9 protein-coding genes are annotated in these 13,057 nt (G+C 71.0%); 3 read left to right on the top strand and 6 right to left on the bottom strand.

The genetic code is table 11. The annotated features are described in order from the left end of the window. Window positions 1–278 precede the first annotated feature (278 nt). Window positions 279–1,640 (top strand): gamma-glutamylpolyamine synthetase GlnA2, encoded by a 1,362-nt coding sequence (glnA2, locus tag IE277_RS01875; RefSeq protein WP_189947823.1) that lies wholly within the window; start codon window positions 279–281, stop codon window positions 1,638–1,640. A gap of 108 nt (window positions 1,641–1,748) precedes the next feature. On the opposite strand, the gene IE277_RS01870 is transcribed toward glnA2, so the two are convergent. The 4 genes from IE277_RS01870 to IE277_RS01855 are packed head-to-tail and all read right to left on the bottom strand — an operon-like array spanning window position 1,749 to window position 5,249. Next, the gene (locus IE277_RS01870; protein WP_189947822.1) at window positions 1,749–2,036 is read right to left on the bottom strand and encodes a hypothetical protein; all 288 of its coding nucleotides are present in this window, start codon (window positions 2,034–2,036) and stop codon (window positions 1,749–1,751) included. A gap of 54 nt (window positions 2,037–2,090) precedes the next feature. Continuing rightward, a complete protein-coding gene (locus IE277_RS01865) occupies window positions 2,091–3,110 on the bottom strand; it encodes a TolB family protein (RefSeq protein ID WP_189947820.1) in 1,020 nt (339 codons plus the stop codon). Continuing rightward, window positions 3,107–4,369 carry an MFS transporter gene (locus IE277_RS01860; RefSeq protein WP_189947817.1) on the bottom strand — a complete coding sequence of 421 codons (1,263 nt, stop codon included), beginning with the start codon at window positions 4,367–4,369 and terminating at the stop codon, window positions 3,107–3,109. Before IE277_RS01860 ends, IE277_RS01865 begins: the two co-directional genes overlap by 4 nt. 1 nt (window position 4,370) lies before the next feature. Next, window positions 4,371–5,249, bottom strand: coding sequence for an alkaline phosphatase family protein (locus tag IE277_RS01855; protein ID WP_229880466.1), 879 nt, complete (start codon window positions 5,247–5,249; stop codon window positions 4,371–4,373). Window positions 5,250–6,369: 1,120 nt separating this feature from the next. On the opposite strand from IE277_RS01855, the gene IE277_RS01850 reads away from it, so the two are divergent. Next, complete coding sequence (locus IE277_RS01850; protein ID WP_189947813.1) at window positions 6,370–9,384, top strand: bifunctional [glutamine synthetase] adenylyltransferase/[glutamine synthetase]-adenylyl-L-tyrosine phosphorylase; 3,015 nt, start codon at window positions 6,370–6,372, stop codon at window positions 9,382–9,384. A 36-nt stretch (window positions 9,385–9,420) separates the two neighbouring features. Here IE277_RS01850 and IE277_RS01845 read toward each other — a convergent pair whose 3' ends face one another. Then, entirely contained in the window at window positions 9,421–10,323 is a 903-nt protein-coding gene (locus IE277_RS01845; protein WP_229880462.1) for a phosphatase PAP2 family protein, read from the bottom strand. Between the two features lie 88 nt (window positions 10,324–10,411). After that, window positions 10,412–11,446: a LacI family DNA-binding transcriptional regulator gene (locus IE277_RS01840; RefSeq protein ID WP_189947811.1), complete on the bottom strand. Its 1,035-nt coding sequence runs from the start codon at window positions 11,444–11,446 to the stop codon at window positions 10,412–10,414. A 308-nt stretch (window positions 11,447–11,754) separates the two neighbouring features. On the opposite strand from IE277_RS01840, the gene IE277_RS01835 reads away from it, so the two are divergent. After that, entirely contained in the window at window positions 11,755–13,029 is a 1,275-nt protein-coding gene (locus IE277_RS01835; protein ID WP_189947809.1) for an extracellular solute-binding protein, read from the top strand. Window positions 13,030–13,057 lie beyond the last annotated feature (28 nt).

Raw genomic sequence — 13,057 nt, 5'->3', positions numbered from 1 at the left:
AACGCCATGAAAACTTGCATCTGAGATGCAAATTAAATGGACGTGGGGTGGCTCACGTGGGAAGCGGATCGGCCGTTACGGATGTCACCGCGAGCAGGCAAGATGGGCCACACAGCAGTACACCTGCCGTACGAGAGGCGTTCAGGCCGAAGACGCTCGGGCGATCAAGGTCCGCAACGCGCGTGAAATGGTGTTGTGGTGGGATGCTCAGGAGCCCGACCGCCTCCTGCGGGATGCGGGGACGGGCGGCCTGACCAGCAAGGATGGGGTAGCTGAAGATGGACAAGCAGCAGGAGTTCGTGCTCCGGACGTTGGAGGAGCGCGACATCCGGTTCGTACGCCTGTGGTTCACGGACGTGCTGGGCTTCCTGAAGTCCGTCGCCGTGGCCCCCGCCGAACTGGAGCAGGCCTTCGACGAGGGCATCGGCTTCGACGGCTCCGCCATCGAGGGCTTCGCCCGGGTCTATGAGTCCGACATGATCGCCAAGCCGGACCCCTCCACCTTCCAGGTCCTGCCGTGGCGCGCGGAGACCCCCGGCACGGCCCGCATGTTCTGCGACATCCTCATGCCGGACGGCTCCCCGTCCTTCGCCGACCCGCGCTATGTCCTCAAGCGCGCCCTGGCCCGCACCTCCGACCTGGGCTTCACCTTCTACACCCACCCCGAGATCGAGTTCTTCCTGCTGAAGGACCGCCCGCTGGACGGCTCCCGCCCCACCCCGGCCGACAACTCGGGCTACTTCGACCACACCCCGACCAACGTCGGCATGGACTTCCGCCGCCAGGCGATCACCATGCTGGAGTCGATGGGCATCTCGGTGGAGTTCTCCCACCACGAGGGCGCGCCGGGCCAGCAGGAGATCGACCTGCGCTACGCCGACGCGCTCTCCACGGCGGACAACATCATGACGTTCCGCCTGGTCATGAAGCAGGTCGCACTGGAGCAGGGCGTCCAGGCGACCTTCATGCCGAAGCCGTTCTCCGAGCACCCGGGCAGCGGCATGCACACCCACCTCTCCCTCTTCGAGGGCGACCGCAACGCGTTCTACGAGTCGGGCTCCGAGTACCAGCTCTCCAAGGTCGGCCGCTCCTTCATCGCGGGCCTGCTGAAGCACGCGGCGGAGATCTCGGCGGTCACCAACCAGTGGGTGAACTCGTACAAGCGCATCTGGGGCGGCTCCGAGCGCACGGCGGGCGCCGGCGGCGAGGCCCCGTCGTACATCTGCTGGGGCCACAACAACCGCAGCGCCCTGGTCCGGGTCCCGATGTACAAGCCCGGCAAGACCGGCTCCGCCCGGGTCGAGGTCCGCTCGATCGACTCCGGCGCCAACCCGTACCTGGCCTACGCCCTCCTGCTGGCGGCCGGCCTGAAGGGCATCGAGGAGGGCTACGAGCTGCCGCCGGGCGCCGAGGACGACGTCTGGGCCCTCTCCGACGCCGAGCGCCGCGCGATGGGCATCGAGCCCCTCCCGCAGAACCTCGGCGAGGCCCTCGCCCTGATGGAACGCAGCGACCTGGTCGCCGAGACCCTCGGCGAGCACGTCTTCGACTTCTTCCTGCGCAACAAGCAGGCCGAGTGGCACGAGTACCGCTCGGAGGTCACGGCGTTCGAGCTGCGCAAGAACCTGCCGGTGCTGTAGCCGCAGGCCGGAGCGGCTCTCCGGCGAAACGATCCCGTGGGGGCCGACGGTCACGGACCGCCGGCCCCCACGGGTTCCTGCCGAGACCGGTCCGAGTCGGTCCGGGGGTCACTCCCAGTCGGACTCGGTGTTGGTCTCCTGGTACTGCTGTACGTGACCGTGCGGGGGCTGGACGCGGCCGTTGTGGTCGTGGTTGTTGCAGGCGTCGTACACCGACTGGCCGGTCATCGGCACGGCGAAGGGGACGAGCCCGAGGGCCTGCTCGCAGAGCTTGTTCCCGGACAGGGTCCGGCCGGCGATGTTGATGCGGCCGTGGTCGCTGTCATGGGCCTGGGCCGGGGCGGCGAACCCGAGACCGGCCGCGGTCAGCGCGGCGAGAGCGGTGATCTTCTTCATACCCTGGTCAACGACCCCGGATCAGCCCAGGTCACGGGGCCGTCACCGGTCCGGCTATCCGATGTACGCCGGTGACACCGCGGCCGTGCTGATCCGCCGGGGCGCCCCCGACCCGTCGGCCGGGACCTGGTACAGATCGGCGCCGTAGTCCCCCGGCAGCGCGTACACGACCGTACGGGCGTCCCGCCACACCGCCTGGTCGTCCACGCTGCGCCGCTCGGCGAGCGGGGTCTCCCGCATGGTGCGCAGATCGAGGACGTACAGCCGCCACGGCGCGTCCTTCGACAGGCCCTCGACCCGCTTCTTGTACGCGATCCGCGTGCCGTCGGGCGAAAGAGAGGGACACTCGACGTTCGCGTGCAGGGTCGTGACCGTACGGGCGCGCAGATCGCCCCGCACCAGATAGGTGCTGCCCCTGGTCGCGAGCGTCGCGTAGAAGGTGCGGTCGTCGCGCGCGAACGTCACGCCCCAGAAATTGGCGTCCGCCGCCTGGTACGGATGCCCGTCCTTGACGATCCGGAAGTCCTCCAGCGTCGGGATCAGCCGACCGCTCCTGGTGTCCACGATCGCCGCGCGCGTCGAGAAATTCGTACCGGCGTAACTGTCACCGCCCACGAACGCCGTCCAGGCGGCGAAGTGCCCGGTGGGGGAGACCCGGGCACGGGAGGGGATGCCCGGGACGTCGTACCGGTGTACGACCTTCAACCGGTCATCCAGAACCAGCGCCCGATAGGTGTCCGAAACCGGCCCGTGCACCGCTTGCAGGCACACACCCGTCCCCGAAGCGGCGTAGAACCGCAGGCACTTGACGCCGGACGCGGTACGCGGCCCGGACGGATCACCGGCCGCAACCGCCGTCAGCTCGTCCCGGTGCGGCCCCCACGCCATGTTCCGGAAGATCATCGACCCGTTCCCGGTCAGCGTCACCGTCCCCGGCGTGACCCGCGGACCGCCCGCCTGGGTGTGGTTGCGCCGGTCGGCCCGGGCCGAGGCATGCAGCACCGCCGCGCCGCCGACCACCGCCAGCACGGCGACGGCCGCGACCAGGATCAGGATGCGGCTGCGTACGGTCATGCGGGCACCGTCCCCTTCGGACGCAGGGTGAGTGAGAACAGGGCACACGCGGCCAGCGCCACGGCCGCCCCCGCCAGCGCCGCCCGGTCGCCCCACACGGTCCAGGCCGCGCCGAACAGCAGCGAGCAGGCGAACCGAGCCATCGCCTGCCCGGTCTGCACGAGGGCCAGCCCGGACGAGCGCAGCGCCTCCGGCACCCCGTCCGAGGCCGCCGCCATCAGCACCCCGTCGGTGGCCGCGTAGAAGGCGCCGTGCAGGGCGAGTACGACATACGGCAGGGCCGATCCGCGCCACGCGGTCAGCAGCAACGCGTACGCGACCAGCAGACCGCCGTGCCCGGCCACGAACACCGCCCACCGCCCCACCCGATCCGCGAGCCGTCCGAGCGGCACCGCGAGCAGCAGGAACGAGGCGGCCGTACCGAGCGGCAACAGCGCGAACCAGCGGTCCGGCACCCCGAGCCGCCGCTGAAGCAGCAGATAGACGAACGAGTCACTCACCGTGGCGAGCCCCAGCAGCAACGCGCACACAGCGATCCGCCGCAGCCCCCGCCGCCGCAGCAGCCCCACCGCACCCCGCAGCGTGGGCCGCTCGACCGCGCCGGCGTCACCCCGCCTCCCGCCCGGCACGAAGAGCACCAGCACGAGCACACCGACGACGGCGACACAGAAACTGACGGTGAACACCGCGTCGTACCCGTCCACGGTCGCCCGCAGGATCAGAAAGGCGACCAGCGGCCCGAGCAGCGCCCCGGCCGTGTCCATGGCCCGATGCACCCCGAAGGCACGCCCCCGGTTCTCCGCCGTGCTCGACAACGAGATGAGCGCATCGCGCGGAGCGGTCCGCAGCCCCTTCCCGGTGCGGTCGGCGGCCAGCACGAGCCCGATCGGCGTCAGCGAATGAGCGACCAGCAGCAAGGGCTTGCACACGGCGGAGATGCCGTACCCGACCCCGGCGACCCACTTGTGCCGCCCGCCACCGCGATCCGCGAGATGCCCGCCCACGAGCCGCACGAGGGCCGAGAACCCGTTGTAGACGCCGTCGAGCAGCCCGAACCCCAAAGGTGACAGGCCGAGCCCGGTGACCAGGTACAACGGCAAGACGGCGGTGACCATCTCACTCGACACATCGGTCACCAGACTGACCGTTCCGAGCGCGAGCACGGTCGGGGCGATCGCGGCACGGCGCCGCCCGGCCACCGGCCGGACGGCACCGTCCGCGGACGCCGGCTTGCTCGCGCGGCTGTCCGCTACGTACACGTCAGGACGCCCAGATGCCGCTGATGTCCTCGGCGTCGGCCGCGTTGCCCGCGTGCGAGGTCAGCCCCTGGCTGTCCTCCAGGGTGCGCAGCAGGTCGTAGTGGTTGTACGTCGTGGAACTCGACGACCCGGCCGCGACCGGCTGCCCGTACAGCACGGTCGGGATCCGGTTCCCGCTCAGCCGGTTGTCCTCGTCGAACGTGATGACGAGCAGGCTGTTGTGGGTCTTGGCCCAACTCGCGTAGGCACCCAGGTTGTTCTTGATCCAGGTGTCACCGCTGGACACCGAGCAGTCGTGCATGTCGCTGCACAGGTTCGGGGTCACGAACGACATCTGGGGCAGCGTGGAGTAGTCCGTCGGGAACTGCGCGAACGTCTTCGCGCTCGACGTCGGCACGTTGTCGAACCCGAACCACGGGTTGTGCTTCTGCGCGTACTTGCCGCTGCTGCACGTCGTCGAGCCCTCGCTCGGCAGCGACTCGTTGTAGCTGGCCCAGGTACGGCCGGCGTCGATCACCTCGGACGCCAGGTTCGGGTCCGACGAGAAGCCCGGATCGACACAGCTGTCGTCCGTGACCCCCTGCGTCGAACCGGAGAACAGGGCGTAGTAGTTGGGCTGGCTCGGGTGGGTCTCGGCGTACGACTGCGTCAGGCTGGCACCTCCCGACTTCAGCGAGTTGATGTACGGGGCGCTGGAGGAGCCGATGACCTGGCTGTACGCGTGGTTCTCCATGACCACGACGACCACGTGGTCCGGGCTCGGCACGGCGCCCGCGGCATGCGCGGACCCTTCGCCGATCCCGGTCCACAGCCCGACCGCGGTCGCGGCGAGGGCCGCCGCGGACGCCACGACGGTACGGGTAACGGAACTGCCGGACACATCAACCTCCGGGTGGGGGGAACAACGGGGCTGGCGGTGCGGACAGAGCATGCACACGCCAATATGCCCCCGCCTCACGGCATCCAACCGAATTGATGAAGAGCGGATGAACGACTGCCTTCGCTCGCGTACGGCGGCAAGGGGACACGGCGGGTGGTGTCCGCCCGCGGCGGCCGGCGAAAACACGGAGCGCCCCTCGAAGAAAACAGCCCGCCGGCCCGAGGACGGACACCACCCGCCGGGGCGCCGACTTCTCCACTCACCGTAGGCGCTCGACAAGCCACGACGTACCCGCACGGGCGGCCGCAGGCATCTGACCACGCACCCACACGGGCGGCCGCAGGCATGCCACGACGCATCCGCGGAGCCCGCCGCGGGCATCCCGCGACGCACCCGCGGAGCCCACCGCAGGCATGCCACGACGCACCGCGGAGCCCGCCGCAGGCATGCCACGACGCACCTGCAGAGCCGCCGCAGGTATCCCACGACGCATCCGCGGAGCCCGCCGCGGGCATGCCACGGCGCACCGCGGAGCCCGCCGCGGGCATGCCGCGACGCACCCGCACGGGCCGCCACAGGCTCCCCACGACGCACCCGCGGAGCCCACCGCAGGCATGCCACGACGCACCGCGGAGCCCGCCGCAGGCATGCCACGACGCACCTGCAGAGCCGCCGCAGGTATCCCACGACGCACCGCGGAGCCCGCCGCAGGCATGCCACGACGCACCTGCAGAGCCGCCGCAGGTATCCCACGACGCATCCGCGGAGCCCGCCGCGGGCATGCCACGGCGCACCGCGGAGCCCACCGCAGGCATGCCACGACGCACCTGCAGAGCCGCCGCAGGTATCCCACGACGCACCCGCGGGGGCCGCCGCGGGCATGCCACGACGCACCGCGGAGCCCGCCGCGGGCATCCCACGACGCACCCGCACGGGCCGCCACAGGCTCCCCACGACGCACCCGCGGAGCCCACCGCAGGCACCCCACGACGCACCTGCGGAGCCCACCGCAGGCACCCCACGACGCACCCGCGGAGCCCACCGTCGGCATCCGCCACCCCCTACCCCCGATCCGGTTAGGCTCTGGCCAGGAAGACCGACATCCCAGGGGAGGCCGAGCATGACGCCGGGCCGCAGGAGCAGCACCTTCACCCGCCTGCTCCGACACGGCTTCACCGACCCCTCCGCCGCCGAACGCCTCCTGGACGGCTCGGAACTCGCCCCCGTCCGCGACGACCCCGTCCTCCTGGAGGCCCTCGGCGCCACCGCCGACCCCGACCTCGCCCTGCACGGCCTGGTCCGCCTCCTGGAGGCCCAGGCCGGCCCCACGGCCCACCGCGAGCTCCTGGACACCCTCATCGCGGCCAAACCCCTCCGCGACCGCCTCCTCGGTGTCCTCGGCGCCTCCGCCGCCCTCGCCGACCACCTGGCCCGCCACCCCGCCGACTGGCAGGCCCTGGTCACCTACGAGCCCCAGGACCTCCACCCCGGCCTCACGGAGTTCGAGCGCGGCCTGGCCGACGCCACCGACCCCGTCTCCCTGCGCGTGGCCTACCGCCGCTGTCTGCTCTCCATCGCCGCCCGCGACGTCTGCGGCACCACCGACGTCGCCGAGACGGCCGCCGAACTCGCGGACCTCGCCACCGCCACCCTGCGCATGGCCCTGGCCATGGCGCAGGCGCACGCCCCCGAGGACGCCGCCGCCTGCCGCCTCGCGGTGATCGCGATGGGCAAGTGCGGTGGCCAGGAACTGAACTACGTCTCCGACGTGGACGTGATCTTCGTAGCGGAAGCGGCCGAAGCCGCCACCGAGGTCAAGGCGCTCACCTCGGCCACCCGCCTCGCCTCCCACCTCATGCGGATCTGCTCGGAGACGACCGTCGAGGGCTCCATCTGGCCGGTGGACGCCAACCTCCGGCCCGAGGGCCGCAACGGCCCCCTCGTCCGCACCCTCTCCTCCCACCTCGTCTACTACCAACGCTGGGCGAAGACCTGGGAGTTCCAGGCCCAGCTCAAGGCCCGCCCGGTGGCCGGCGACACAGAGCTGGGCCAGGCGTACGTCGACGCACTGGAGCCCATGGTCTGGACGGCCGCGGAGCGCGACAACTTCGTGGCGGACGTCCAGAAGATGCGCCGACGCGTCGTCGAGAACATCCCCGCGTCCGAGATCGACAGAGAACTCAAGCTCGGCCCCGGCGGCCTCCGCGACGTCGAATTCGCCGTCCAGCTCCTCCAGTTGGTGCACGGCCGCACCGATCCCGGCCTCCGCAGCGGCACCACCCTGAACGCCCTGCAGGCCCTGGCCGCCGGCGGCTACGTGGGCCGCGAGGACGCCGCCCGCCTCGACGAGGCCTACCGCTTCCTGCGCAGCATGGAGCACCGCATCCAGCTGTACCGCCTGCGCCGCACCCACCTGGTCCCCGTGGCCGAGGAGGACCAGCGGCGCCTGGGCCGCTCCCTGGGCCTGCGCACGGACCCCGCCGCCGAGCTGATCCGCGAATGGAAGCGGCACACGGGCGTCGTCCGCAGGCTCCACGAGAAACTCTTCTACCGCCCGCTCCTCGACGCGGTGGCCCAACTCGCCCCCGGCGAGGCCCGCCTGAGCGCCGAGGCGGCCCGCGAACGCCTCGTCGCGCTCGGTTACGCCGACCCGGCCGCCGCCCTGCGCCACCTGGAGGCCCTGGCCTCCGGAGTGACCCGCAAGGCGGCGATCCAGCGCACCCTGCTCCCCGTCCTGCTCGGCTGGTTCGCCGACTCGGCGGACCCGGACGCGGGCCTGCTGAACTTCCGCAAGGTCTCGGACGCGCTCGGCAAGACCCCCTGGTACCTGCGCCTCCTGCGCGACGAAGGCGCGGCAGCGGAGAACCTGGCACGGGTCCTCTCGGCGGGCCGCCTCGCCCCCGACCTCCTGATGCGCGCCCCCGAGGCGGTGGCCCTGCTGGGCGACGGCGACGGCACGGGCATGCGCGGAGCCGGTCTGACACCGCGCGAGCGCGCCCCCCTGGAGCAGGAGATCCTGGCCGCCGTGGGCCGCGCGGAGAACGCCGCGCAGGGCGTCACCGCGGCCCGTGGTGTGCGCCGCCGCGAGCTGTTCCGCACCGCGGCCGCCGACATCGTCGGCTCCTACGGCACCGAGACCAGCCCCGCCGAGGCCGACCAGGGCGCCCTGGTGGACCGGGTCGGCGCCGCGGTCTCCGACCTCACGGCCGCGACCCTCGCGGGCACCCTGCGCGCGGTGGTCCGCGACAGCTGGGGCGACACGCTCCCCACTCGCTTCACGGTCATAGGGATGGGCCGCTTCGGCGGCCACGAGCTGGGCTACGGCTCCGACGCGGACGTCCTCTTCGTGCACGAACCGCAGGACGGTGTGGACGAGCACGAGGCGGCGGCCGCCGCGAACAAGGTCGTCGCCGAGATGTGCCGCCTGCTCCAGCTGCCCAGCGCCGACCCGCCGCTGCTCATCGACGCCGGTCTGCGCCCGGAGGGCAAGTCGGGCCCGCTGGTGCGCACCCTGAAGGCGTACGAGGCGTACTACCGGCGCTGGTCCCTGGTCTGGGAGTCCCAGGCGCTGCTGCGGGCGGAGCCCGTGGCCGGGGACGAGGACCTGGCCCGGCGCTTCACCGAGCTGATCGACCCGCTGCGCTACCCGTCGCACGGCCTGACGGAGGACGCGGTCCGCGAGATCCGCCGGCTGAAGGCCCGTATGGAGTCCGAACGCCTCCCGCGCGGCGCCGACCCCAAGCTGCACACCAAGCTGGGCCCCGGCGGCCTGTCCGACGTCGAGTGGACCGTCCAGCTGTTCCAGCTCCGGCACGGCTGGGAGATCCCCGGTCTGCGCACCACCCGCACCCGTGCGGCACTGGCCGCCGCCCGCGAGGCCGGCCTGCTGTCCGCCGAGGAGGCGGAGATCCTGGACGAGGCCTGGGTGCTGGCCACCCGGGTGCGCAACGCGGTGATGCTGGTGCGCGGCCGGGCCGGGGACACCTTCCCCACCGAGCCCCGCGAGCTGTCCGCCGTGGGCCGCTACCTGGGCTACGGCGCCGGACACGCGGGAGACATGCTGGACGCGTACCGGCGTACGACCCGCCGGGCACGCACGGTGATGGAGGAGAGCTTCTACGGCGACTCGACGTGACGGCCGCAGCGGACCTCCACCACCCCACAGATCCCTCTAGGGCGTGTTGCGCCCTAGGGCGCCGCAGCTTCCGCCCCCCCACTCCCGCGTCTCCCGGGCCTTGGCCCCCCGCGCACCCCGAGGCAGCGCGTACGGCAGGGCGCCGTACCACACCCGCGCCATCGTGAAGCCGAACGTCAGGCACAGCATGCCGCCCACCGCGTCCAGCCAGAAATGGTTGGCGGTGGCGACGATGACGAGCAGCGTGGCCGTCGGATAGAGCAGCCCCAGCACCCGCACCCACGGCACGGAGGCCAGCGCGAAGATCGTCAGCCCGCACCACAGCGACCAGCCGATATGCATCGACGGCATCGCCGCGTACTGGTTCGACATGTGTTTCAGATCGCCGGAGGCCATCGAGCCCCACGTGTGGTGCACCATCACCGTGTCCACGAAGTGCCCGCCGCGCATCAGCCGGGGCGGGGCGAGCGGGAACAGGTAGTAGCCGACCAGCGCCACACCGGTCGTCGCGAACAGCACCAGCCGGGCGGCCGCGTACCGGCCGGGATGCCACCGGTACAACCACACCAGGACACCCAGCGTGACCACGAAATGCAGTGTGGCGTAGTAGTAGTTCATGCCGACGATCAGCCAATTCACCGAGTTCACGGCGTGGTTGACGGACTGCTCGACGGCGATGCCCAGACCGTGCTCGACGCGCCAGATCCAGTCGGCGTTGCGCAGCGCCTTGCCCTTCTGCTCGGGGACGGCGTTGCGAATCAGTGAGTACGTCCAGTAACTCACCGCGATCAGAAGGATCTCGAACCACAGCCGGGGCCGGCGCGGCTGCCGCAGCCGGGCCGGCAGACTCCGTGGAGTTCGTCCGACCTCGCCCGTGACGGCCTGCGGAACGGCCACCTTCTCGCGACCTTCCGACTCTGTCACGGTCGAGTCACTCATAGGCATCAAGTCTGCCAGACAAGGCTTCCTCGCCAGATCATCCCAAGGTCGGGTCCGGCTCGCACCTTCTACGACATACGGACGACCGCTACGACGTACGGACCACGTGCGGCGCCGAAGCGGTTGAACCGCGCACCACCAACTCCGGCATGAACACGAACTCGCTGTGTGGCGCGGGCGTGCCGCCGATCTCCTCCAGCAGCGTGCGCACCGCGGCCTGCCCCATCGCCGGCACCGGCTTGCGGACCGTGGTCAGCGGCGGGTCGGTGAACGCGATGAGCGGGGAGTCGTCGAAGCCGACCACCGACACGTCCCTGGGCACCTCCAGCCCCCGCTGCCGGGCCGCTCGTATGGCACCGAGCGCCATCATGTCGCTGGCACACACCACGGCCGTGCAGTCCCGCTCGATCAGCGCGGTCGCCGCCGCCTGACCGCCCTCCAGGGTGTACAGCGAGTGCTGGATCAGCTCGGTCTCGACCGTCTCGGCGCTCAGTCCCAACTGGTCCTGCATCGCCCGTACGAAGCCCTCGATCTTGCGCTGCACCGGCACGAACCGCTTCGGTCCGAGCGCGAGCCCGATCCGGGCGTGCCCGAGCGAGGCCAGATGGGTCACGGCGAGCGTCATCGCGGCCCGGTCGTCGGGGGAGATGAACGGCGCCTGCACCTGCGGCGAGAACCCGTCCACCAGCACGAACGGCACGCCCTGCGCCCGCAGCCGCTCATAGCGCTGCATATCGGCCGTGGTGTCCGCGTGCAGCCCGGAGACATAGATGATCCCGGCGACCCCGCGGTCCACGAGCATCTCGGTCAGTTCGTCCTCGGTCGACCCGCCCGGGGTCTGTGTGGCGAGCACCGGCGTATAGCCCTGGCGGGTCAGCGCCTGGCCGATGACCTGGGCGAGCGCCGGGAATATCGGGTTCTCCAGCTCCGGCGTGATCAGACCGACCAGCCCCTCGCTGCGCTGCCGCAGCCGCACCGGGCGCTCATAGCCGAGGACGTCCAGCGCGGCGAGCACGGACTGGCGGGTGGTGGCGGCGACGCCCGGCTTCCCGTTGAGGACCCTGCTGACGGTCGCTTCGCTCACCCCCGCCTGCGCAGCGATGTCGGCAAGCCGTGTGGTCACGGCACCGGACTGTACCGGTCGTACGGCGCCTTGCACACCGACGGGACGCCGTGCGCGAGCGGCCGGACGGCCCGTCTTGGGTTGCTGCCTCATCGGGCTCCCTCGAATGGATGGCGGCAAGAGCTTGCAGAGTCTTGCACAAGTGTCCCCCCTCCGCTGAGCGGTAACGACGGGGTAACCATCGTGTTCCCTTGCACTTTTTTTCTGCAAGGTCTTTCGCAACGCTTACAACGCTGTTACGTTCCTGGTCGCCCGGCGGCCGCGACGGCGCAGTCGGCATCACGGGCTTTCACCCTCAAGGAGAACTCATGCGGCGTGGCATAGCGGCCTCCGCGCTGGTGGCGTCCCTCGCCCTCACGGCGACGGCCTGCGGCGGGAACGACAGCGACAGCGGCAAGGCGGGCGGCCCGGTCACTCTCACCTGGTGGGACACCTCCAACGCCACGAATGAGGCGCCGACGTACCAGGCCCTGGTCAAGCAGTTCGAGGCCGCCAACAAGAACATCAAGGTCAACTACGTCGACGTTCCCTTCGACCAGGCCCAGAACAAGTTCGACACCGCGGCCGGCTCCAAGGGCGCCCCGGACATCCTGCGCTCCGAGGTCGGCTGGACCCCGGCCTTCGCCAAGAAGGGCTACTTCCTGCCGCTGGACGGCACCGAGGCCCTCGCCGACCAGGCCAAGTTCCAGCCCAGCCTGATCAAGCAGGCCCAGTACCAGGGCAAGACCTACGGCGTCCCGCTGGTCACCGACACCCTCGCCCTTGTCTACAACAAGGCCCTGTTCAAGAAGGCCGGCATCACCGACGCCCCCAAGACCTGGGACGAGCTGAAGTCGGACGCCGCCAAGATCAAGGACAAGACCGGCACCGACGGCTACTGGGGCTCCACCCAGGCCTACTACGCGCAGAGCTTCCTCTACGGCGAGGGCACCGACACCGTCGACGCCGCCGCCAAGAAGATCACCGTGGACTCGGCCGCCGCCAAGAAGGGCTACGGCACCTGGCTGGGCCTGTTCTCCGGCAAGGGCCTGCACAAGGCCGACGCCACCGCCGACGCCTACGCCCACATCCAGGACGCGTTCGTCAACGGCAAGGTCGCCGCGATCGTCCAGGGCCCCTGGGAGATCACCAACTTCTACAAGGGCAGCGCCTTCAAGGACAAGGCCAACCTCGGCATCGCCACCGTCCCGGCCGGCTCCGCCGGCAAGGCGGGCGCCCCGACCGGCGGCCACAACCTCTCGGTCTACGCCGGCTCCGACAAGGCCCACCAGGACGCGGCCCTGAAGTTCGTGAAGTTCATGACCTCGGCGACCTCCCAGGAGGCCATCGCCCTGAAGAACTCCACGCTGCCCACCCGCTCCGACGCCTTCACCGCCAAGGTCAAGGCCGACCCCGGCATCGCCGGCTTCCAGAGCGTCCTCAGCGCCGCCCGGCCCCGCCCCGAGCTGCCCGAGTACAGCTCCCTGTGGGTTCCGCTCGACACCGAGCTGGCGAAGGTCGCCGGCGGCAAGGAGTCGCTGGACCAGGGTCTGAACAACGCCGAGCTGGCCATCGCCAAGCTGGTGCCCGACTTCAGCAAGTGACGCCCGCGTGGCCGTCGGATCCCCGTGA

This window comes from Streptomyces alanosinicus, from assembly GCF_014650595.1.
In the GTDB taxonomy this organism is placed as follows: domain Bacteria; phylum Actinomycetota; class Actinomycetes; order Streptomycetales; family Streptomycetaceae; genus Streptomyces; species Streptomyces alanosinicus.
Note: the sequence above shows the minus strand (reverse complement) of the source record. Positions and strands in the feature narration are given on the sequence as shown.